Source organism: Alphaproteobacteria bacterium (assembly GCA_019635875.1).
In the GTDB taxonomy this organism is placed as follows: domain Bacteria; phylum Pseudomonadota; class Alphaproteobacteria; order Reyranellales; family Reyranellaceae; genus JAFAZJ01.
Genome location: JAHBYP010000005.1, coordinates 178,321 through 201,395 on the forward strand (window position 1 = coordinate 178,321; position 23,075 = coordinate 201,395).

Annotated in this window: 18 protein-coding genes; 11 read left to right on the forward strand and 7 right to left on the reverse strand. The window is 69.8% G+C overall.

Going from position 1 to position 23,075, the window contains the following annotated elements; genetic code table 11:
• Positions 1-82: 82 nt before the first annotated feature.
• Positions 83-1,336, reverse strand: a complete 1,254-nt coding sequence (locus tag KF889_18900) for an amino acid ABC transporter substrate-binding protein (protein MBX3501515.1) — start codon at positions 1,334-1,336, stop codon at positions 83-85.
• A 105-nt stretch (positions 1,337-1,441) separates the two neighbouring features.
• Between KF889_18900 and KF889_18905 the strand changes: the two genes are divergently transcribed.
• On the forward strand, positions 1,442-2,185 hold the full coding sequence (locus KF889_18905; GenBank protein MBX3501516.1) for an aspartate/glutamate racemase family protein: 744 nt from the start codon (positions 1,442-1,444) through the stop codon (positions 2,183-2,185).
• Positions 2,186-2,270: 85 nt separating this feature from the next.
• On the opposite strand, the gene KF889_18910 is transcribed toward KF889_18905, so the two are convergent.
• The 5 genes from KF889_18910 to KF889_18930 form a co-directional block, all read right to left on the reverse strand.
• Positions 2,271-3,176 (reverse strand): allantoinase PuuE, encoded by a 906-nt coding sequence (locus KF889_18910; protein MBX3501517.1) that lies wholly within the window; start codon positions 3,174-3,176, stop codon positions 2,271-2,273.
• A complete protein-coding gene (locus tag KF889_18915) occupies positions 3,176-3,910 on the reverse strand; it encodes an ABC transporter permease (protein MBX3501518.1) in 735 nt (244 codons plus the stop codon). Before KF889_18915 ends, KF889_18910 begins: the two co-directional genes overlap by 1 nt.
• 62 nt (positions 3,911-3,972) lie before the next feature.
• Entirely contained in the window at positions 3,973-4,809 is an 837-nt protein-coding gene (locus KF889_18920) for an ABC transporter permease (protein MBX3501519.1), read from the reverse strand.
• Entirely contained in the window at positions 4,806-5,876 is a 1,071-nt protein-coding gene (locus tag KF889_18925; protein MBX3501520.1) for an ABC transporter ATP-binding protein, read from the reverse strand. The genes KF889_18920 and KF889_18925 overlap by 4 nt, the downstream gene beginning before the upstream one ends.
• Before the next feature lie 10 nt (positions 5,877-5,886).
• On the reverse strand, positions 5,887-6,936 hold the full coding sequence (locus KF889_18930; GenBank protein ID MBX3501521.1) for an ABC transporter substrate-binding protein: 1,050 nt from the start codon (positions 6,934-6,936) through the stop codon (positions 5,887-5,889).
• Positions 6,937-7,155: 219 nt separating this feature from the next.
• Between KF889_18930 and KF889_18935 the strand changes: the two genes are divergently transcribed.
• The 5 genes from KF889_18935 (at position 7,156) to KF889_18955 (ending at position 15,405) form a co-directional block, all read left to right on the forward strand.
• Entirely contained in the window at positions 7,156-7,893 is a 738-nt protein-coding gene (locus KF889_18935; GenBank protein MBX3501522.1) for a GntR family transcriptional regulator, read from the forward strand.
• 136 nt (positions 7,894-8,029) lie between these two features.
• The gene (locus tag KF889_18940) at positions 8,030-10,351 is read left to right on the forward strand and encodes a xanthine dehydrogenase family protein (GenBank protein ID MBX3501523.1); all 2,322 of its coding nucleotides are present in this window, start codon (positions 8,030-8,032) and stop codon (positions 10,349-10,351) included.
• Positions 10,352-10,498: 147 nt separating this feature from the next.
• Positions 10,499-12,565 carry a hydantoinase/oxoprolinase family protein gene (locus KF889_18945; GenBank protein ID MBX3501524.1) on the forward strand — a complete coding sequence of 689 codons (2,067 nt, stop codon included), beginning with the start codon at positions 10,499-10,501 and terminating at the stop codon, positions 12,563-12,565.
• 163 nt (positions 12,566-12,728) lie between these two features.
• The gene (locus KF889_18950; GenBank protein MBX3501525.1) at positions 12,729-14,393 is read left to right on the forward strand and encodes a hydantoinase B/oxoprolinase family protein; all 1,665 of its coding nucleotides are present in this window, start codon (positions 12,729-12,731) and stop codon (positions 14,391-14,393) included.
• A 16-nt stretch (positions 14,394-14,409) separates the two neighbouring features.
• Positions 14,410-15,405, forward strand: a complete 996-nt coding sequence (locus KF889_18955) for a hypothetical protein (protein MBX3501526.1) — start codon at positions 14,410-14,412, stop codon at positions 15,403-15,405.
• 140 nt (positions 15,406-15,545) lie between these two features.
• Here the strand turns inward: KF889_18955 and KF889_18960 are convergent, their stop codons facing one another.
• Entirely contained in the window at positions 15,546-16,532 is a 987-nt protein-coding gene (locus KF889_18960) for a 2-dehydropantoate 2-reductase (protein MBX3501527.1), read from the reverse strand.
• Between the two features lie 207 nt (positions 16,533-16,739).
• Between KF889_18960 and KF889_18965 the strand changes: the two genes are divergently transcribed.
• The 5 genes from KF889_18965 to KF889_18985 all read left to right on the forward strand — a co-directional run bounded on the left by KF889_18965 (position 16,740) and on the right by KF889_18985 (position 22,947).
• Entirely contained in the window at positions 16,740-17,699 is a 960-nt protein-coding gene (locus tag KF889_18965; GenBank protein MBX3501528.1) for a hypothetical protein, read from the forward strand.
• Positions 17,700-17,797: 98 nt separating this feature from the next.
• The gene (gene nadA / locus KF889_18970) at positions 17,798-18,772 is read left to right on the forward strand and encodes a quinolinate synthase NadA (GenBank protein MBX3501529.1); all 975 of its coding nucleotides are present in this window, start codon (positions 17,798-17,800) and stop codon (positions 18,770-18,772) included.
• A gap of 185 nt (positions 18,773-18,957) precedes the next feature.
• Positions 18,958-20,508 (forward strand): L-aspartate oxidase, encoded by a 1,551-nt coding sequence (locus KF889_18975; protein ID MBX3501530.1) that lies wholly within the window; start codon positions 18,958-18,960, stop codon positions 20,506-20,508.
• Between the two features lie 3 nt (positions 20,509-20,511).
• Positions 20,512-21,387, forward strand: coding sequence for a carboxylating nicotinate-nucleotide diphosphorylase (locus KF889_18980; GenBank protein ID MBX3501531.1), 876 nt, complete (start codon positions 20,512-20,514; stop codon positions 21,385-21,387).
• A gap of 327 nt (positions 21,388-21,714) precedes the next feature.
• Positions 21,715-22,947: a 3-methyl-2-oxobutanoate dehydrogenase (2-methylpropanoyl-transferring) subunit alpha gene (locus KF889_18985; GenBank protein ID MBX3501532.1), complete on the forward strand. Its 1,233-nt coding sequence runs from the start codon at positions 21,715-21,717 to the stop codon at positions 22,945-22,947.
• The last annotated feature ends 128 nt before the right edge of the window (positions 22,948-23,075 follow it).

The window sequence follows — 23,075 nt, forward strand, 5'->3', positions numbered from 1 at the left end:
CCCGAGCGCAACGAGGGATCCAGGCCGACCCTGGATCCCTCGCTGCGCTCGGGATGACAATCTCGCTGCAGTGGACAATGCGTCAGCCCTTGCGCGCCTTCTCGAAGGGCTGCACCAGGTCGCCGGTCTTCCACTTCTCGGGGAACAGGATGATCTGCTTCCCGGGATTGCGGAACTGCTCGAGGTTCTTGTCGACGACGCCGCGGTACTGCGCCATCAGGGTCGCCGATTCCTTGCGCTCGCCGTCGGCGGCAAAGGCGATCGGGCCGACGATGGTCGGCATCTCGCTGCTGCGCAGGAAGTCGGCGAGCTTCTTGTGATCGATCGACTTGGTCGCGGCCGCCGCCTGCTCGATCATCTGGCCCATGGCGTAGCCGAAGGGCGCCAGGTAGTAGCCCAGCGGATCGACCTTCGCCTCGACCGCGCGCTTCTGGTACTTGGCGAAGAACTCCTTCGACCCCGGGAACTCCATCGACTTCTCGGGCAGGTAGGAATTGTAGTTGACCACGCCGTTGAGCAGCGAGCCCATCGCCTCGGCGACGGCGCTGAACTGCAGGCCGACCATGCCGCCGCCAAACACCTTGACGCTCTCGCCGACGCCGATCTCGTTGACGGCGCGCAGGAGGCCCGCCGAATCGGGCGGATAGGAGCAGACGAAGACCATGCCGGGCCGCGCCGCGCGGATCGCCCGCACCATGGCGGAGAACTCGACGGTGGCCGGCGGATAGCTCTGCTCGTAGACGACCTTGAGCTTCTTCTCCTCGGCGATCGCCTTGGCGATCTTCAGGAGGTTCTGCGCGAATTCCTGGTCGGCGCCGATCAGCGCGATCGACTCCGCGCCCGACTTCATGCCGAGCTCGACGAAGGCGCGCGCCCAGGAATCGGCCGGCCCCCAGGGCGCGTTGTTGAACCACTTGTCGTGCTTGACCGTGCGGTTCACCTGGAACGAGAAATTGCCCATCAGCAGCAGGTCGCGCTGCTTGACCATGGGCATGATCGGCGCCGTCGGTACCGTGGCATAGGGCGCGAAGATCAGGTCGACCTTGTCGACGTCGAGCAGCTTGGAGTAGATCGCCGGCGTCTCCGCCGCGCTCGACTTGTCGTCGTAGACGATCATCTCGACCTTGCGGCCGAGCAGCCCGCCCTTCTCGTTGATGTCGTCGCGCCAGACCTCGATGCCGAGCAGCGCCGACTTGCCGCCCGCCGCCAGGCCGCCGGTCAGCGGCATGCTCATGCCGATCTTGATCGGCCCACCCTGAGCCAGCGCCGGCAGCGGCAGGCCGGCGGCGAGGGCGCCGGCAACGGCGGTACGGCGACGAATGCGACCCATTCCCATGGCAGCTTCCTCCACGACATCTTCATTTTTCGTCCGACAGCATAGGCGCACGGCCGCGCCGCGTCCATTGGCCCGGGACTTGCCATGTGTCCCACGGGAGGAGTCATGCGCATCCTGCTTCTGAACCCGAATACGAGCCTGGCGATCACCGGGCGTCTGCGCGCGGCGGCCCAGACCGTCGCGCAATCGACGACCGAGATCGTGCCGCTGACCGCGCCGCGCGGCGTGCCCTACATCGCCACCCGTGCCGAGGCGCAGATCGGCGGCGCGGTGGCGCTGGAGATGCTGGCCGAGCACCACGACAAGGCCGACGCCGCGATCATCGCGGCCTTCGGCGATCCCGGCCTGATGGGCGCGCGCGAGCTGTTCGACATCCCGATCGTCGGCCTGGCCGAGGCCGCCATGCTGGCCGCCTGCATGCTGGGCCGCCGCTTCGCCATCGTCACCTTCGCGCGCGCGCTGGGCCCCTGGTATGAGGAATGCGTCGCCATGCATGGGCTCAGCGGCCGCTGCGCCGCCATCCGCATGCTCGACGAGAGCTTCACCGACATCGCCGACGTGCAGGACGAGAAGGAGGACGTGATCGTCGCGCTCGCCCGGCGTACCGTGATCGAGGACGAAGCGGATGCGGTGATCCTCGCCGGCGCGCCGCTGGCCGGACTCGCCGCGAAGGTCGCGGACCGCATCCCGGTGCCGGTGGTCGACCAGGCGCAGGCGGCGCTGAAGCTCGCCGAGGCACTGGTGGCGTTGAAGCCGCGCAAGGCAAGCGCCGGCGCCTTCCGCCGCCCCGCGCCCAAGCCGACCCAAGGCCTCGCACCGGCACTCGCCGCCCGTATCGAGCATCGTTGACTGCTGTCATCCCGAGCCCAGCGAGGGATCCCTATGCTGCGGAAAGATCCTCGCCGGGCTCGGGATGACGGCTTGGCTGGGTCGTTCAGCGCTGGGTATTGGCCAGCCAGTGGCGGGCGATCTCTTCGCGGCGGGCGAACCAGACGCCGGGCTTCGACGTCATGTGGGTCAGCAGCTTCTCCAGCCCGCCGATGCGGCCGGGGCGGCCGATGATGCGCAGGTGCAGGCCGACCGACATCATGCGCGGGGCGTGCGCGCCCTCTTCGTACAGGCGGTCGAAGGCATCGATGCAGTAGCGCGCGAAGTCGTCGCCAAAGACGAAGCCGCCCTGGCGCGTGAAGCGCATGTCGTTGGTATCGAAGGCATAGGGCAGCACGAGATGCGCCCTGCCGCCGACATCGACGAAGTACGGCATGTCGTCGTTGTAGGCGTTGGAGTCGTAAAGGAAGCCGCCATGCTCCAGCAGCAGGCGCCGCGTGTTGACCGACGTCGCCGAGCGCGTGTGCCAGCCCAGCGGCGGCGTGCCGGCCGCCGCGGTGATCGCCGCCACCGTGCGCGCGATGGCGTCGCGCTCCTGCGCCTCGCTCATGTGCGCGTGGCGTTCCCAGCGCCAGCCATGGGCGGCGACCTCGTGGCCGTCCGCGACGCCCTCGCGCGCCAGCCAGGGCGAGAAGGCGAGCGCGCGACCGTTGGCGTTCAGGGTCGCGCGCACGCCGTGGCTCCTGAGCAGCGCGCGGATTCGCGGCCAGCCGGCCCGCGTGCCGTACTCGAAATGCGACTCCATGCACAGGTCGCGCACGCCCTCGATATTCTCCACGACCTCGTAGACGCTTTCGTTGCGCTCGTCGCCGTGACCGAGCGAAAGCTCGGCGCCCTCCTCCACGTTGACCACGACGGAGACCGCCAGCCGCGAATCGTTGGGCCAGCGCACCTGTGGCGGCGTGCCGCCATAGCCGAGATAGTCGCGATCGGTACTGAATCCCGGGAGCATCACAGGTCCACCATGCGGCGCAGCCCGACCAGCCTGTCGCCGACAAAGAGCACGGACGCGGCCAGCAGGATCAGCAGGGTCGAGATCGCCGCGATCATCGGATCCGGACTTTCCTCGACATATTGCAGCATCTGGATCGGCAGCGTCTTGGTCCAGGCATCGGCGAAGAAGATCGAGATCGGGTAATTGTCCATCGAGGCGAGGAAGGCGAACATGCCCGAGGTCAGGAAGGCCGGCGCCAGCGAGGGCACCAGCACCTTCAGGATCGCCCTACCGTACGACAGTCCAAGCGTGCGCGCCGCGTCGATCAGGGTGAAGTCGAACAGCGCAAGGGCTGCGTACACGGTACGCACGACATAGGGCAACGTGATCACGACATGGGCGATGGCGAGGCTGGCCCAGACGTTGCGCAGCCCCATGCCGCGGAAAGCCTCGAGCATGGCGATGCCGATCACCAGGCCCGGCAGCATCAGCGGCGAGACGAGGAAGGTCACCACCGCCTCGCGGCCGCGGAAGCCGCCGCGCAGCAGGCCGATGGCGCACAGCGTGCCCAACACCAGTGCCACGGCCGTCGACAGCGCGGCGAGCTGCAGCGAGGTCGCGGCCACCGGCCACAGCTCGCGCGAGCGGCCCAGCGCCTCGTACCAGCGCAGCGACCAGCTCGGCGCCGGCAGGGTGAAGACCGGGCTCGAGCCGAAGGACACCACCACCGTCACCACCAGCGGCGTCAGCATGAAGACGATGGTGGCGGCGGCGAGGGCCCAGACAACGGCGCCGGCGATGCGTTCGGTCGCCGTCACGTGCCGCCTCCCAGCCGCTTCGACAGGGTGGCGCTCAGCATGACGATGGCGACGGTCAGCACCAGCAGCACCACGGCGGTGGTCGAGCCGAGCTGCTCGTTGCGCATGAACAGGAAGGAGCGGCCGGTCAGCGTCGCCAGCGTCTGGAAGCGGTCGCCGATCAGCAGGCTGGGGATGACGTACATCGAGGCGGCCATCGAGAAGACGAAGGCGATGCCGGTGACGATACCCGGCAGCGACAGCGGCAGGGCGACGGTGAAGAAGCGGCGTACCGGCGAGGCACCCAGGGTCGCCGCCGCCTCGCCCAGCCGCGGATCGATCAGCTTCAGCACCGAGTAGATCGGCAGGATCATGAACGGCACGAAGACGTTGGCGGCGCCGATGACGAGACCCGCCTCGGTGAATAGCAGGCGCTGCGGCTCGTCCCACAGCCCGGTGCCGATCATGAACTGCGATACCACGCCGTCGCGGCGCAGCACGATCTGCCAGGCGAAGGCCTTGACCACGACGCCGACCGACAGCGGCAGGATGATCGCGATCAGGATCAGGATCTGCACCGCGCCGCGCGCGCGCGTCAGTGCCAGCGCCGTGGGATAGCCGATGACCAGGCAGACCAGGGTCACCAGCAGGGCGATGCGCAATGTGTTGCCGATCACCGCCCAGTTGAACGCGTCGCCGAAGAAGCCGATGAACGGCGCCAGCGAAGGCGTGCCGTCGGAGAGAACGCTGCGGCCCAGCAGCATCAGCAAGGGCGCGCCGTAGATCAGCGCGAGGTAGGCCACCGCCGGCACGGCCAGCAGCAGGACCGGATCGAATCGGCGCAGGGTGCTCATGAAGCGGCCTGGGCCGCCGGATAGACCAGCGTGTCCTCGACCGACCACGACAGCGTCATTGTCGTGCCCGGCCCGGCGGCGGCCGGCAGGCTGGGCGCCTCGGCGAGAATGCGGCCGTCCGCCGGCGCGTCGAAGTGCAGCTGCACGCGCGCGCCCTGGAATGCGACGTCGCGCAACGAAGCGGTGATGCGGTTCTCCCTCGTCTCGCCGATGGCGATGCGCTCGGGCCGCACGCCGACCAGCACCGGGCTGCCCGGCAGGAAGTTCGCCCTGCCGCGCACCGGACCGATCTCGGTGTCGACCACGACCATACCGTTGGCCGCCTGCGCCACCCTGCCGCCGAGCCGCGTCGAGAGGCCGACGAAGTCCAGCGCGAAGGGTGTCGCCGGCCGTTCGTAGATCGCCGCCGGCGTGTCGAGCTGCTCGATGCGCCCGGCATGCATCACCGCGATCCGGTCGGACATGGTCAGCGCCTCGTCCTGGTCGTGGGTGACGAAGATCGCGGTGGTGCCGACGTCGCGCAGCAGGCGCTTGAGGTCGATCTGCATCGCCTCGCGCAGCTTGCGATCGAGCGCGGAGAACGGCTCGTCGAGCAGCAGCAGCTTGGGGCCGACCACCAGGGCGCGGGCCACCGCGACGCGCTGCTGCTGGCCGCCCGACAGCCCCTTCACCGAGCGCGACGCGAAGGCGCCCATCTGCACCAGATCGAGGAAACGTGCGACCGACGGCGCGATGTCCTCGCGTCTCGCCCCGTGCGCCTTCAGCCCGAAGGCGACGTTCTCGGCCACGCTCAGATGCGGGAAGAGCGCGTAGTTCTGGAACACCACGCTGACGTCGCGCCGGTGCGGCGGGCGGCGCGTGATGTCCTCGCCGTCGAGATCGACCCGGCCCCGCTCCGGTGTCATCAGCCCGGCGACGATGCGCAGCAAGGTGGTCTTGCCGCAGCCCGACGGGCCCAGCAGCGAGATGAACTCGCCGCGGCTGACCGACAGGTCCACGCCGTCGAGCACGGTCGCGGCCCCGAAGGTCTTGGCCGCACCCGTGATCGAGAGGAAGCCCGGCGCCACTGGCGTGCGCCTACCGCGCCATCTCGCGGTCCCAGCGCGTCACCCACTCGGTGCGCTTGGCAGCGACGTTGGCCCAGTCGATCTGGTGAATCCTGACGTCAGTCGACAGGCCGGCCGGACGCGGAACGACCTTGTTGGTCGCCAGCGAGAAGGTCGGGCCGGCGAGCTTGCTCTGCAGCTCGACGCCCAGCATCTCGTTGACGTAGGCGAAGGCCAGCTCCTGGTTCGGCGAGTCCTTGATCACGGCGATGCCCGAGGGCATGGCGAACACGCCCTCCTTGGGCGCCGCGAGATCGATCGGCGCGCCGGCCGCCTTGCGCTCCAGCGCATAGGACGACATCGCCGGCGCGATCATGTAGGCCTCGCCCTGCTCCAGCAGATTGAAGGCCTGCGGCTGCTGCGTGTAGATCGTCAGCAGGTTGGGCTTCAGCGTCGCCAGCTTCTTGAAGCCGGCGTCGGTGTCCTTCTGCGCGTCGGCGACCGATACGCCGGCCAGCATGCCGGCGGCGAACAGGTTGGGCAGGCCCTCGGTGTTCTGCAGCGAGGGGATGATGATGCGGCCCTTGTACTTCGCGTCGAAGATGTCGGCCCACGAGGTCGGCGGCGTCTTCATCACCTTGCTGTTGTAGGCGACGCCCAGCCAGGGCTGCAGGTAGTTGGCCCACATGCCGTCCATGTGGGTCGAGCCGGGCAGCAGGTCGGGCAGGTTGGACGCCTTGGCCGCCGTCAGCGGCTCGAGCAGCCCCTCCTTCACCGCCAGGATCATGACCGGATCGTCCATCTGCACGACCGACATGTACTGCTTGCCCTTGTTCTTCTGCATCTTCTCGAGGTTCACGAGCGAGCGCGTGCCCTCGAAGATGATCTTGGCGCCGTACTTCTTCTCGAACAGCGGCGCGACCGTCGCCTCGACCCACGGCTTGTGGCCGGCGGCGCCGCCGACGACCAGTTCCTTCGCCTGCCCCCGCGCCACCGCGGGCGCCGCCAGCAAGGTCACGAGGCCCGCACCCGCCCGCAGGACGGCGCGCCGGCCCGGCCTTGTCGATTGAAGCTTGTCCATCTCTCGCCCCTCTCGCCCGCCGCAGAAATGCGGCATTGGCGATACGGGTCGCAATGAGTGTGCCAAGCGCGAGTCGAAAAAAGTTTCCTTTAGAATCAATCATATGGCCCTATTCAGCCCAGACATAGACCAGCCCTCAGCGCCATTTTTGTGCACAATCCATACTTTTTTGTGCGTGATTCTCAAGCGATTGGCACGGTCCATGCTGGCAATCCGGCGATGAGAAGCGATACCCTCCGGGCCATGGAAGAGTCGGAGATCCACGCGCTGCTGTCCCGCCTGTTGCTGGCCGGACGGCTGCCCGGCGGCGTGAAGCTGCGCGAGCAGCGCCTGGCGGAGATCTTCGGCGTCAGCCGCGAGCGCGTGCGCAAGGTGCTGCACCGGCTGGGCCACGAACGGCTGCTGATGCTGGTGAAGAACCGCGGCGCCTTCACCATCAAGCCTGACCTGCGCGAAGGCCATCTGGTCTATGAGGCGCGCCGCATCCTCGAGGCCGGCATCGCCGCCCATCTCGCCGACCATCTCACCGACGAGCAGGTGGCCCGGTTGCGCGCCCACGTCGACAGCGAGGCCGACGCGCTGCGCCGCGACGATCGCGCGACGTGGCAGCGCCTGTCGGCCGAGTTCCACTACGTGCTGGCGGCGATGACCGGCAATCCGATCGTCGAGCGCCAGGCGCGCGAACTGGTGGGCCGCACCATCATGCTGGTGACGCACTACGAGACCAGTGTCGGCTCGGCCTGCGGCTGCGAGGAGCATCGCGCGATCTTCCGCGCGCTGGCCGCCGGCGAGCGCGCCAAGGCGGTAAAGGCGATGAGCCAGCATCTGTCGCTGGTCGAGACCCGCCTGCGCCCGCTGATCGCCGCCGAGGAGGCGCCCTCGGTCGACGACATCCTGATCGAGGAAGTCGCCGCCTGGCGCCGCGCCCGCGAGGAGACGGAGTCCTTGCGCGCCTGATCTTTGGGCGCGCCGGCGTCCCGCCGGCAGGCGGCGCTTGGCGCCGCCATCATGAGCCGGCGAGACGCCGGCGCTCCCAAGAGGACGAAGATTGACTAGACTGGCCTCCGCCCAGCCATCGCCAGGGAACCCCGTAGTGCCGGATCAATACCAGGGTCAGTCGCTCAGTCGCCTCGAGGATGCGCGGTTTCTTACCGGCCGCGGGTCCTACGTCGCCAACGCGATTCCTCACGGGTGCCTGCACGCCCATGTGCTGCGCTCGCCGCATGGTCACGCACGCATCGACCGGCTCGACGCCGGCGCCGCGCGCCGGCTGCCGGGCGTCGCCGCGATCTACACCGAGGCCGACCTCGCCGCCGACGGCATCGGCAACCTGCCCTGCGCCGCGGCGATCGAGTTCGTCGAGAAGCTGATCGTGCCGCCGCGTCCGGCGCTGGCCAAGGACGTGGTGCGCCATGTCGGCGATCCGGTGGCCTGCATCATCGCCGAGACGGTCGAAGCGGCCATCGAGGCGGCCGAGGCGATAGAGGTCGACTACACGCCGCTGCCCTCCGTCGTCGACGCCGCCGCCGCGCTGGCGCCTGATGCGCCGCGACTGTGGCCGCAGGTACCCGGCAACTCCGCCTATCTCTATCGTCGCGGCAACAAGGAGGCGGTGGACCAGGCGATGGCGGCGGCGAAGCACATCGTCGCCGCCGATCTGCTCAACAGCCGCGTCGTGGTCGCGCCGATCGAGACGCGCGCGGCGATCGCCACCTACGACGCGGCGCAGGATCGCATGCACCTGATCCTGACCGGCCAGGGCGTGCACGGCATCCGCCGCCAGCTCGCCGAGTCGGTCTTCCGAATCCCGCCGGATCGCCTGCGCGTGAGCGCGCCGGATGTCGGCGGCGGCTTCGGCATGAAGAACTTCGTCTATCCGGAATGGGTGCACGTGCTCTACGCCGCGCGCAAACTGCGACGGCCGGTGCGCTGGGTGTCGGAGCGTGTCGAGGATTTCCTGACCTCGGCGCAGGGCCGCGATTTCCGCGCGCGGGCGCGCCTGGCGCTCGACGAGGCCGGCCGCTTCCTCGCGCTCGATGTGCAGGCGATCGCCAACATGGGCGCGTACCTTTCCGGCAACGGTCCGGGAAGCTCGACCGTGTCGGCGGGTAACGCGATGGGCGGCGTCTATGCCATTCCCGCGGTGGCGATGGAGGTGCGCGGCGCCTTCACCAACACGCCGCCGATCGACGCCTATCGCGGCGCCGGCAAGCCCGAGGCCAACTATCTCATCGAGCGCCTTGTCGATCAGGCGGCCGAGCAGACCGGCATCGACGCCGTCGAGCTCAGGCGGCGCAACCTGATCGCGACCTTCCCGCATCGCACGCCCACGGGCATGCAGATCGACGGCGGCCGCTTCGTCGCCAACCTCGACGATGCGCTGCGCGTCGCCGACCGGCAGGGCTTCGAGGCGCGCCGCAAGCGCTCGGCGGCGACCGGGATGCTGCGCGGCTGGGGCCTGTCGTGCTTCCTCGAGACGGCGCGCGGCGCGCCGGGTGAGGTGGCGCGTGTCTCGTTCGACGCCGACGGCGGCGTGAGCCTGGCGCTGGGCACAATGTCGAACGGCCAGGGACACGAGACGACTTACCCGCAGGTCGCCGCTGACATGCTGGGCCTGCCGATCGAGACTTTTCGATACCGCCAGGGTGACACCGACCTGCTGCCCAGCGGCAACGGCCACGGCGGCGCACGTTCGATGCAGATGGGCGGCACCGCGCTGGTGATGGCGATCGAGGCGGTGCTCGAGAAAGGCCGGCGCATCGCCGCGCATCTGCTGCAGGCGCCGGTCGAGGGCGTGCGCTTCGTCGAGGGACGCTTCATCGTCGATGGCACGGACCGCGGCATCGGCCTGCTCGACGTGGCGGCGGCCGCGCGCGATGCCGCCAACCTGCCGGAAGGCGTGACGCCGGGGCTCGATGTCCTGGCCAACAATTCCAGTGACCGCTTCGACTTCCCCAATGGCTGCCACGTCGCCGAAGTCGAGATCGATCCGGAAACCGGCGCGGTGCGGCTCGATCGCTACACCCTGGTCGATGACTACGGCCGCCTGCTCAATCCCATGCTGACCCTCGGCCAGGTGCATGGCGGCCTCGCGCAGGGCATCGGCCAGGCGATGCTCGAGCACACCGTCTTCGACAGCGACAGCGGCCAGATGCTGAGCGCCTCGTTCATGGACTATGCCCTGCCGCGTGCCGCCGACCTGCCGAGCTTCGCCGGACATCTCGATCCGTCAGCGCCCACCGCATCGAACCTGCTGGGCGTGAAGGGCGCCGGCCAGGCCGGTTGCATGTCGGCGCCACAGACGATCATGAGCGCCATCCTCGACGCGTTGCGGCCGCTGGGCGTGAAACACCTCGATATGCCCGCCACGCCGCAGGCCGTGTGGCAGGCGATCCGCGCGGCGCGCTCATCATGACGCTCTTCTCTTCACTCCCTCTCCCCGCAAGCGAAGAGAGGGTTGGGGTGAGGGGCTGCGCCAAGTGGCGCACCGCCGCCCTGCGCAACTTGAGACTCCCCCTCACCCCGACCCTCTCCCCGCGCGCGGGGAGAGGGAGATAGAAGCATGACCGGCACCTCCACCCGCCTCGCCGTCGATATCGGCGGCACCTTTACCGATCTCGTGCTCGACCTCGGTGGACCGACCCTTTCCGCCAAGGTGCTCACCACGCACGACGCGCCGGAGCGCGGCGTCCTGGAAGGAACCGCCGTGGTGCTGAAGCAGGCCGGGCTGAAGCCCGCCGATCTCGGCCTGATCATCCACGGCACCACCTTGATCACCAACGCCCTGATCGAGCGCAAGGGTGCGCGCACCGCGCTGGTGACCACCGAGGGCTTCCGCGATTCGCTGGAGATCGCCTACGAGCATCGCTTCGAGCAGTACGACATCTACATGGAGCGGCCCGAGCCGCTGGTGCCGCGGCCACTGCGCTACGAGGTCGCCGAGCGCATGGCGGCCGACGGCTCGGCGCTGCTGGCGATGGACGAGGCCGCCGTCGAGCGTCTCGCAGACCGCCTCGTCGCCGACGGCATCGAGGCGGTGGCAATCTGCTTCCTGCACGCCTACCAGAACGACGCGCACGAGCGGCGCGCGCGGCAGATCATCGCCAGGCGCATCCCGGAGGCGGTGATCGCGATCTCCAGCGAGGTCTGCCCGGAGATCCGCGAGTACGAGCGCACGTCGACGACCGTCGCCAACGCCTATGTGCTGCCGGTGGTCGAGAGCTACCTGCGCCGGCTCGAGCAGGGCTTCCGCGATCTCGGCTCGAGCGCGCCTCTGCTGATGATCATGTCCTCCGGCGGCATCACCACCATCGAGACCGCGCGCCGCTTCCCGGTGCGGCTGGCCGAGTCGGGGCCGGCGGGCGGCGTGGTCATGGCGCTGGGCGTGGCGGCGCAGAACGGCATCGCCAAGGCGCTCAGCTTCGACATGGGCGGCACGACGGCCAAGATCACGCTGATCGACGACCTGCGCCCGCAATACAGCCGGCATTTCGAGGTGGCGCGCGCCGCACGCTTCGTGAAGGGCAGCGGCATTCCCGTACGCATCCCGGTGATCGACATGGTCGAGATCGGCGCCGGCGGCGGCTCGATCGCGCGCACCGACGCGCTGGGCCGCATCACCGTCGGACCCGACAGCGCCGGCTCGGTGCCCGGCCCCGCCTCCTATGGCCGCGGCGGCACCCTGCCCACGGTCACCGACGCCGACCTGCTGCTGGGCTGGCTCGACCCGCGCGGCTTCGCCGGCGGCCATATCGAGCTGACGCCGTCGGCCGCCGAGAGCGCCGTCGAGTCCTTCGTCGGCAGCAAGGTCGGGCTGGAACGCACGCGCGCCGCCTACGGCATCGCCGAGCTGGTGACCGAGACCATGGCCAGCGCCGCGCGCGTGCACGCGGTCGAGAACGGCAAGGACATGGTCGGCCGCACGCTGATCGCCTTCGGCGGCGCGGCGCCGCTGCACGCCGCGCGGCTGGCGCAGAAGCTGGGCATCGGCCGCGTCGTGATTCCCGTCGGCGCCGGCGTCGGCTCGGCGCATGGCTTCCTGCAGGCGCCGATCTCCTACGAAGTCGTGCGCTCGCGGCTCGTGTCGCTCGCCGCCTACGATGCGGCGTTCGTCACGGAGCTCTTCGCCTCGATGCGCGCGGAAGCCGAGGGCGTCGTGCGCCTGGGCGCGCCCGACGCCGCCCTGCACGAAGAGCGCACCGCCTATATGCGCTATCGCGGCCAGGGCCACGAGGTGCGCGTGCCGATCGCCGACACCTCGTCCGAGACCCTGCGGCTGGCCTTCGAGGACGTCTACCGCGCGCTCTATGGCCGCATCATCCCCAAGCTCGAGATCGAGGTGGTGAGCTGGACCTTGTCGCTCAGCGAAGCGCGCAGCCTGCCGGGGCGCGAGCCGTCGGTCGCCGCGAAGCCCGCACCGGCGCGCAACGGCACGCGCGCGCTGATCGACCCGGTCAGCGGCATGCCTGTCGATGCCGGCGTCTATGCCCGCGACACGCTGGCGCCGGGCGCACCGGTTCAGGGCCCGGCGATCATCGCCGAGTCGGAGACGTCGACGCTCGTTCCACAGGGCTTCACCGCCACGCTCAACGGCGCGGGCCACGTGGTCGTCGAAAGGAACGCGGCATGAGCGCGCTTCTCGTCTCTTCTCCCTCTCCCCGCGAGCGGGGAGAGGGTTGGGGTGAGGGGCTGCATCGAGTGGCGCACCACCATTCTGCGCAACCACAATCAACCCCTCACCCCGACCCTCTCCCCGCTCGCGGGGAGAGGGAGGAAGAGCTGGAGATGAACCCATGAACAACCGTCTGGGCGAGATCGAGAGCCAGGTGCTGTGGAACCGCCTGATCTCCGTCGTCGAGGAGCAGGCGCTGACCCTGGTGCGTACCGCCTTCTCCACCGCGGCGCGCGAGGCCGGCGACATCTCCGCCGGTGTCTTCGATCGCCAGGGACGCATGGTGGCGCAGGCGGTCACCGGCACGCCGGGTCATGTGAACACCATGGCGCGCGCGGTCCGGCATTTCCTCGACGCATTTCCGATCGAGACGCTGAAGGCCGGCGACGTGCTGATCACCAACGATCCATGGAAGGGCACCGGGCATCTCTTCGATCTCACCGTCGTCAGCCCGACCTTCAAGGACGGCAGGGCGGTGGCGCTGTTCGCCAGCACCACGCATGTCGTCGACATCGGCGGCATCGGCGCGAGCCCGTCGGGAAGGCAGGTCTATCACGAGGGCCTGCAGATCCCGCTGATGTACCTGGCGCGCGAAGGCAGGATGAACGAGGACCTGCTGGGCATCGTGCGCGCCAATGTGCGCGAGCCGGTGCAGGTGGTGGGCGACATCTACGGGCTGGCCGCCTGCAACGACACCGGCAGCGCGCGGCTGATCGAGATGATGGAGGAGTTCGGGCTGAGCGACATCGAGGAGCTCAGCGAGACCATCATCGGCCGCTCCCGGCAGGCCATGGTCGAGGCAATATCCAAGCTGCCGCGCGGCAGCTGGAGCGCCAGCATGACCGTCGACGGCTTCGAGGCGCCGGTCGAGCTGAAGGGCACGCTGACGATCGAGGCCGACGTCGTCAAGGTCGACTACACCGGCACGTCGGGGATCTCGAGCTACGCCATCAACTGCCCGTTCTGCTACACCGACGCCTACACGGCCTTCGGCGTGAAGTGCGCCATCGCGCCGTGGATCCCCAACAACGCCGGCACGCTCGACTCGATCGTCGTCAGCGCGCCGGAGGGCTGCATCCTCAACGCGCCGCATCCGGCCGCGGTCTATGCCCGCTCGGTGCTGGGCCACATGCTGCCGGACATCGTCTTCGGCTGCCTCGACCAGGCGATCCCCGAGACGTTTCCCGCCGAGGGCACGTCCTCGCTGTGGAACCTCTCGCTGGTGGCGGCGCACGGCCAGACCGGCCATGCGTCCGAGATCAAGACGCCGTTCAACGTCACCACCTTCCATTCCGGCGGCGTCGGCGCGCGGCCGCATCTCGACGGGCTGTCGGCGACGCCCTTCCCCAGCGGCGTGCGCAACGTGCCGGTGGAAGTCACGGAGTCGATCACGCCCATTGTTGTTTGGCGCAAGGAGCTGCGCGCCGATTCCGGCGGCGCAGGCCGGCAGCGCGGCGGGCTGGGCCAGGTGATGGAGGTCAGCAACCGCGAGGCCTCGCCGATGGGCGTCTTCCACCGCTTCGAGCGCGTGAAGTATCCCGCACGCGGCCGCGCCGGCGGCAGGGACGGCGCCACCGGCTTGCTCAGGCTGAAATCAGGCAGGGAATTTCCCGAGAAAGGCCTGCACATTGTCCCGCCCGGCGACCGGATCATCATCGAGATGCCCGGCGGCGGCGGCTACGGCGATCCGGGTGCGCGCGACCCCAGGCTCGTGGCGCGCGACGTCGAATACGGCCTGGTCAGCCCCGAGGCGGCGCGCGCGATCTACGGCTTCAAGGGGACGTAACGCCGGGACGCCACGCGTGCTAGACTCGCTCCGCGTGCGGCACGACCGGCCGCATGCGGCGGAGGTGGCGATGGCGTCATGGGACGGACGACGCGACTTGACGGCGGGCCTGCCGCGCCGGGCGCTGCTGGCCGGCATCGGCGCCGCGGCGGCGATCCCCTCGTTCGCGCGCGCCTCCGCTCCCTGCCCGGAGGAGCTCGACCGCCACGTGGCGATGCACCAGTACCGCCTGCAGTACCAGTCATGGTCCGGCCTGGTGCCGCGCGGTACTGGCACAGTGGCGGGCCAGAGCCAGCACTTCATCTCCCATTGCGTGCGCAACGCCTCTTCCACCGTGGTCTTCGTCGACTGGAAGGGAGCCGGGCTCGCCGGTTACGCCGACAACACCAGCCCGATGTTCGGCTATCGCACCTACAGCCACGGCGAGTTCACGCGCGAGGCGGCCGTGCTGTGGTACGGCAGCCGGCCGACCGACCGCGACACCGACATCGCCATTCCGAGCCGCGCGGCGATCGGCTTCGACGCGCCGCACTCCAGCACCGGCGCCTTCAACCTGCCCAGCGAGGCGATGGTGCGCGCCGCGTGGAGCGGCAGCATCGGCGCCGATGAGGGCCTCGCCAACCTGCGGGCGCGGGCCGAGAAGACCGCCGCCGCCGAGTTCATGCGCGTCAGCCTGTGGTTCTCGGTCACCGTCGAGAAGGGCGACCGGGCCGAGGCGCCGGCGCGCGCCAACTATCACGGCTCCTGCACCATCGACACGCGAGGCAATGCGCTCACCGATCTGTTCGGGCTGCGCATCGGCAGCGCCGCGCACCACCGCGCGATCTTCGGCTCGGCGGCGCCGCGCGCCCTGCCCGGCGGCCGAGGCCGGGTGTCCGACGAGTTCGGCGCCAGCGTCGATCTCGAGGCGCGCACGCCCGCCGCGCTCCTGCTGCAGCCGGCGCGCCTGATGATCGTCGGCCCCGACGGCACGACGCCGATCGCCAGCATCGGTATCGGCGTCATCGCCTAGAGCAGCGAGCGAAGATTCGAAGTCACCTGTCATCCCGAGCGCAGCGAGGGATCCAGGCCGACCGTGGATCCCTCGCTGCGCTACAGGGGCCGCGGACGGCCCCGGGGATGACAGTTGCGTTTATTTTGTCGCTCGCCACGCTACGGCGCATACAGCCCCTTCGACGCCGCCAGGCTGACGCACAGCGATTCGATGGCGTCGAGCGTCGGCGTCTCGAGGCCGGCGCTGCGCGCGAAGGCCAGCGGCGCGCGCACGATGGCCTCGACCTCCATCGGCCGGCCGTATTCGTAGTCCTGCAGGATCGACGGCCGGTGATCGGGATAGACGCGGCCGGGCCCGTAGCGCTTGTCCGGCGAATCGTCGAGCACCACGCCGTGCGCCGCGGCGACCGCCAGCGCCTCGGCATGCGCGCGCCGTACCAGGCGATTGACCATCGGCGTCGCCTGGATGGTGTTGGGCTGGCCGAGGATCAGGCAGACGGTCGAGCCGGTGAGGTTGGCCATCAGCTTGTGCCAGACGTCGTAGCGGATGTCGCGCGTCGGCGGCGAGGCGATGCCGGCTCCGATCAGCGTGGCGCGCAGGCGATCGATGCGCGCGCTCTGGCGGTCGTCGGTCTCGCCGATCCACAGCACGTTGCGCTCGGGCGAAATGTTCAGAACCACGCCGGGCTCGATGACGTGGTTGGACGAGGTGACCACGGCGCCCACCGCGCGCTCGTAGCCGACAGCGCGGGCCAGCGCGCCGCCGGGATCGAGGCGCGACAGATCCGGCGCCGGCGGGCGCGAGGCGCCCAGCCCGTGGCCGTACCACCAGGGAATGCCGTTCTGCACGAAGAGCACCGGCGTGTCGGCGCGCAGCAGCGGACCGATGGTCTCGGCGATCGCCGGCAGGCTGCAGGCCTTCATCGTCACCAGCACCGCATCCTGCGGACCGAGCCCGGCCGGACGGTCGCTGGCCGCGACCTGCACGACGTGGCGCTGATCGCCGCTGATCATCGTCAGACCGCGCGCCCTGATCGCCTCGAGGTGCGGGCCGCGCACCACGACCGACACCTCGTTGCCGGACAGCGCCAGGCGCGTGGCGAAATTGCCGCCGATCGAGCCCGCCCCGAACACGCAGATCCGCATGACTCTTGCCTTTCTCTCCCTTCCCCCGGAGGGCAGGGCGATCGCACGGGGCGTCATCCTCCCTCTCCCCGCCTGCGGGGAGAGGGAGTGACGGCGCCCCCGAAACGCAATACTCGATCGCCCTTCCCCCTCCGGGGGAAGGCAGGAACGTACAAGCGGCTCTGTGTGGTTGCTACGACACGCGCCGGAACAATACTATCGACGGACATGCCATCATCCGCCGATCACGTCAGGAACGTCACGATCGAGCTCAACGCGGTCGTCGTCGCCCTGATCGACGGCGCGCCGCACGTATTGACGCTCGATGATGGCGCGCTGCTGCCCTCCGGTCCGTTCGAGAGCGACCACCCGACCCTGCAGACCGGCCTGCGCGCCTGGGTCGAACGCCAGACGCGCCACCCATTGGGCTACACCGAGCAGCTCTATACCTTCGCCGACCGCAGCCGCGCCGACGCCTCGGGCCGACGCATCGTGTCGATCTCCTACCTCGCGCTGACCCGCGAGCATGTCGAGGCCGGACGGCGCGAGCCGGGCTGGCAGGACTGGTATCGCTACTTCCCCTGGGAGGATTGGCGCGCCGGCGGCGCCGCGCCATTGGTGCGCGCCCTGCTCAATGGCCTGCAGCACTGGGCGGAGGCCGCGCCCGATGCGGCGAGCAAGCGCCAGCGCCGCCAGCGCATCGAGATCGACTTCGACGCCACTTCGTGGAACGAGGACCTGGTGCTGCAGCGCTACGAGCTGCTCTACGAGGCCGGCCTGGTGCCCGAGGCCATCGCCACCCGCGCCGGCCGCGCCCGTCGGCCGGTCACCCACGCATTGCCGCCATCCCTGGGCGGCATGGCGATGCGTCACGACCATCGCCGCATCCTCGCCACCGGCATCGCCCGGCTGCGCGCCAAGATCAAGTACCGGCCGGTGGTCTTCGAGCTGATGCCGCCCGATTTCACGCTCGGCCAGCTGCAGGCCGCCGTCGAGGCCCTGGCCGGCAGGCCCTTGCACAAGCAGAACTTTCGCCGCCTGGTCGAGCAGCAGGGCCTGGTCGAGGAGACCGGCGCCACGACGGCGGAAACCGGCGGGAGGCCGGCCAAGCTCTACCGCTTCCGCCGCGAGATCCTGCTCGAGCGCGCCGTCGCCGGCAGCAAGCTGCCGCTCGCCCGCCCCGCCTGATCGCCTGCGAAATACCCACCGCGCGGTCACTTGACCATTCTTATGCTCAGGGCTAGCATAACCTCATTATTGCTCATTTAGAGCATAAGAGGATGGCCATGACAGTCCAACCAGACATTGCCCAGCTCTACGACCGCGTGCGCTCGGTGATCCTGCCGGCCGAGTGGTCGATGTTCACGCCCGACATCGAGGCGATCCATCGGCTGAAGCGCGAGCGCAACGCCGTCATTCTGGCGCACAACTACCAGACGCCGGAGATCTTCCACGGCGTCGCCGACATCGTCGGCGACAGCCTGGCGCTGGCGCGCGAGGCGATGAAGAGCGACGCCGACATCATCGTGCTGGCCGGCGTGCACTTCATGGCCGAGACCGCCAAGCTGCTCAACCCCTCGCGCACGGTGCTGACCCCCGATCCCCGGGCCGGCTGCTCGCTCGCCGCCTCGATCACCGCCGAGGACGTGCGCCTGCTGCGCCGGCGCTGGCCCGGCGTGCCGATCGTCGCCTACGTCAACACCTCCGCCGCGGTGAAGGCGGAGTGCGACATCTGCTGCACGTCCGGCAACGCGCGCAAGATCGTCGAGAGTCTGGGCGTGCCGAAGGTGATCATGCTGCCCGACGAGTACCTGGCGCAGAACATTGCCCGGGAAACCGAGGTCGAGATCATCGCCTGGGCCGGCCACTGCGAGGTGCACGAGCGCTTCACCCCCGACGACATCCGCAGCCTGCGCGAGCGCCATCCCGGCGTGGTCGTGCTCGCCCATCCCGAATGCCCGCCCGCAGTGGTGGCCGAAGCCGACTTCACCGGCTCGACCGCGGCCATGGCCGAGTACGTCACGCGCGAGCGGCCGGGCCGCGTCGTGCTGATGACCGAGTGCTCGATGAGCGACAATATCGCCGCGCTGCATCCCGAGCTCGACTTCGTGCGGCCGTGCAACCTCTGCCCGCACATGAAGCGCATCACGCTGCCCAAGATCCGCCGCGCGCTGGAGACGCTCAGGCACGAGGTGACGATCGATCCCGCCGTCGCCGCCGCCGCCCGCCGCTCGGTCGAGCGCATGCTGGAGGTGCGGTGACCGCTTCTCCTTCTCCCCGCGAAGGCGGGGAGAAGGTGCCCGAAGGGCGGATGAGGGGCTTCGCAGAGTCTCAACAGCGGCGGCATGAGTTGTTGCACGAAGAAGCCCCTCATCCGCCTCGCTAACGCTCGGCACCTTCTCCCCGCCTTCGCGGGGAGAAGGGAAGAACACACAAGACACCAACCATGAACCCCATCCTCCGCAATCAACCCGTCATCATCGGCGACGGTCTCGCCGGGCTGATGACGGCGCTGCTGCTGGCGCCGCAACCGGTGGTGCTGCTCGCCCGCGCGGCGCTGGGCGATGGCGCGGCGTCGCAACTCTCGCAGGGCGGCATCGCCGCCGCGCTGGGCGACGACGACCGCGCCTCGCTGCACGCCGCCGATACCTGCGCCGCCGGCGACGGACTCACCGATCCGATGGTCGCCGCGCGCATCGCCACGGCGGGCCCCGCCGCCATCGCCCGTCTGGTCGATCTCGGCGTCGCCTTCGACCGCGACGCGACGGGCCGCCTGGCGCTGGGCCTGGAGGCCGCGCACAGCCGCCGCCGCATCGTGCATGCCGCCGGCGACGGCACCGGCGCCGCCATCATGCGCGCGCTGATCGACGCCGTGCGCCGCACGCCGTCGATCGCCGTCGTCGAAGCGATGCAGGCGCGCCGCCTGCTGGTCGACGAGCAGGGCACATCGGGCGTGCTGGCGGCGGGAGGATCGGGCGCCTGCGTCCTGCCCACGCGCATGGTCGTGCTCGCCACCGGCGGGCTGGGCGGGCTGTTCCGCCACACGACCAATCCGCTGGGCGCCATCGGTCACGGCGTGGCGCTCGCGGCGCGCGCCGGCGCGACCGTCGCCGACATGGAATTCGTGCAGTTCCACCCCACCGCGCTCGATGTCGGGCGCGATCCGATGCCGCTGGTCAGCGAGGCGGTGCGCGGCGAGGGCGCCGTGCTGGTCGACGAGACCGGGTATCGCTTCCTCGAGGGCAAGGGCCGTGCCGAGCTCGAGCCGCGCGACGTCGTCGCCCGCGGCGTCGCGGCGCATCTCGCCGCCGGCCATCGCGTCTTCCTCGATGCGCGCGAAGCGCTGGGCGCACGCTTCGCCCAACGCTTCCCGGCCATCACCGCGCTCTGCCGCGAGTCGGGCATCGATCCCGTGACGCAGCCGATCCCGGTGCGGCCGGCGGCCCACTACCAGATGGGCGGCATCGCCGTCGACGACGATGGCCGCGCCACGGTGGACGGCCTGTGGGCCTGCGGCGAGGTCGCCGCGACCGGCCTGCACGGCGCCAATCGCCTCGCCAGCAACTCGCTGCTCGAAGCCGTGGTCACGGCGCAACGCGCGGCCCGCAGCGTTTCCGGGACCATGACCGCGCGAGCCACAACGCCACAGCCAGCGATGCTGCCGCCGGCGCCCGATCCCACCGACGTGCGCGCGACGATCAGCGAAGCCCTGGGCGTGGTGCGCGAGCGTGCCGGCATCGAGCGTGCCATGGAGCGCCTGCAGCCCCTGGCCTTCGGCGCGACGGCGGCGGCCGATCCCGCGCTGGTCGGCCTGCTGATCGCGACGGCGGCGCTGGCCCGCACCGAAAGCCGCGGCGGCCACTGGCGTCGCGACTTCCCGCGAACCTCGCCCGCCTGGGCCCATCGCCTGACGCAGCGCGTGAACGACGGCGGCCCGCATGTCGTCTGTCGCATGATGCCGTCGCACGCATCCCGCACTCTTGCCGCCGGAGACTGAACCATGACGCTCCCTCCCCTGCCCGCCCTGATGATCGAAGCGCCGGTTCGCGCCGCGCTGCTGGAAGACCTCGGCCGCGCCGGCGACATCACCACCTCGGCGATCATTCCGGTCGAGGCGCGCGCCGAGACGGCGCTGGTGGCGCGCCAGCCGGGCGTGGTCGCCGGCCTCGACGTCGCCGCGCTCGCCTTCCGCCTGATCGATCCGACGATCGAAACGCGCATCGCCCGTGCCGATGGCACGCGGGTCGAACCGGGCGATGGCATCGCCGTGATCTCGGGTCCGACGCGCGGCATCCTCACCGCCGAGCGCGTGGCGCTGAACTTCCTCGGACATCTCAGCGGCGTGGCCTCGGCGACGGCCACTCTCGTTGCGGCCGTGGCCGGCCACAAGGCGCGCATCTGCTGCACGCGCAAGACGCTGCCCGGCCTGCGCGCGTTGCAGAAATATGCCGTGCGCGCCGGCGGCGGCGTCAACCACCGCTTCGGCCTCGACGATGCCGTGCTGATCAAGGACAACCACGTCGCCGCCGCCGGTGGCGTGGGCAACGCGATCCGTGGCGCGCGCGACGGCGTCGGCCATCTGGTGAAGATCGAGGTCGAGGTCGATTCGCTCGAGCAGCTCGATGAGGCGATGGCGGTGGGCGTCGATGCCGTGCTGCTCGACAACATGACGCCGCCGATGCTGGCCGAGGCGGTGCGCCGCGTCGCCGGCCGCGCCGTCACCGAAGCCTCCGGCCGCATCACGCCGGCGACGGCGCCGGCCATCGCCGCCAGCGGCGTCGACCTGATCTCGGCCGGCTGGCTGACCCACAGCGCCCAGGTGCTCGACATCGGACTGGACTGGCTCGCACAGGACGGCCGACGCGCGGCGGCTTGAGGCAGCATCAAAGCATTCCCACTTCCTTCCCCCGGAGGGGGAAGGTGCCCGAAGGGCGGAAGGGGGATGTCGAAGACGAACACCGGTGTTGTTGAAGCATCCCCCTTCCGTCGCTTCGCGCCACCTTCCCCCTCCGGGGGAAGGACGTTGATTCGAGTGCTCGATGGGGCCGGCATCTTTGTTGCCGGCCGCGCGGCGCCGCCAGCCACGATCGTGCGTGCGCGCCGTGCCGGGCGCCACAAGCAGAGCCGAGTGCGGGCGTTCTTGCCACTGCTCATGGAGTAGCGTGATATCGCGCAATCGATCGCGCCAGAGCGGGAGCCCGCCATGCCGGAAACCAGGCCGCTGACCTTCCACGTGCCGGCACCGGCCGTGCGGCCCGGCGGCACGCCGGATTTCAGCGACGTGAAGATCTCGCCCGCCGGCGCGGTGCGGCGGCCCGAGATCGATGTCGCGCCCGAGGACATCCGCGACCTCGCCTTCGACATCATCCGCGTGCTCAACCGCAACAGCGAGGCGGTGGGGCCATGGGCCGGCCTGCTCACGCACGAGGCGCTGCTCGAGGGCCTGCGCCACATGATGACCCTGCGCGCCTTCGATGCGCGCATGCAGATGGCGCAGCGCCAGGGCAAGACCTCGTTCTACATGCAGCACATGGGCGAGGAAGCGGTGAGCTGCGCCTTCCGCAAGGCCCTGTCGCCAGGCGACATGAACTTCCCGACCTATCGGCAGGCGGGCCTGCTGATTGCCGGCGGCTATCCCATGCTCGACATGATGAACCAGATCTATTCCAACGAGCTCGATCCGCTGAAGGGCCGGCAGCTGCCGGTGATGTATTCCTCGCGCGAGCACGGCTTCTTCTCGATCTCCGGCAATCTCGCGACGCAGTTCGTCCAGGCGGTGGGCTGGGCGATGGCCTCGGCGATGAAGCGCGACACGAAGATCGCGGCCGGCTGGATCGGCGACGGCTCGACCGCGGAGTCCGACTTCCATTCGGCGCTGGTCTTCGCCTCGACCTACAAGGCGCCGGTGGTGCTGAACATCGTCAACAACCAGTGGGCCATCTCGACCTTTCAGGGCATCGCCCGCGGCGGCTCCGGCACCTTCGCCGCGCGCGGCCTGGGCTTCGGCATTCCGGCGCTGCGCGTCGACGGCAACGACTACCTCGCCGTGCACGCGGTGGCGAAATGGGCGATCGAGCGCGCGCGATCCAATCTCGGGCCGACCCTGGTGGAGTACGTCACCTACCGCGTCGGCGCGCATTCAACATCGGACGATCCCTCGGCCTATCGGCCCAAGACCGAGTCCGACGCCTGGCCGCTGGGCGATCCGGTGCTGCGCCTGAAGAACCACCTGATCCGCGAGGGCACGTGGAGCGAGGAGCGCCACAAGCAGGCCGAGGCCGAGATCCTTTCGACCGTGATATCGGTGCAGAAGGAAGCCGAGAGCCACGGCACCCTCCACTCCGGCCCGCACCCCTCGGCGCGCGACATGTTCGAGGGCGTCTATGCGGAGATGCCGCCGCATCTGCGCCGCCAGCGCCAGCAGGGAGGCGTGTGATGACTTCCTGTTCTTACCTTCCCCCGGAGGGGGAAGGTGGCGCGCGCAGCGCGACGGATGGGGGATGTCGAAGACGAACGCGGGAGTTCGGCTTCGACATCCCCCATCCGCCCTTCGGGCACCTTCCC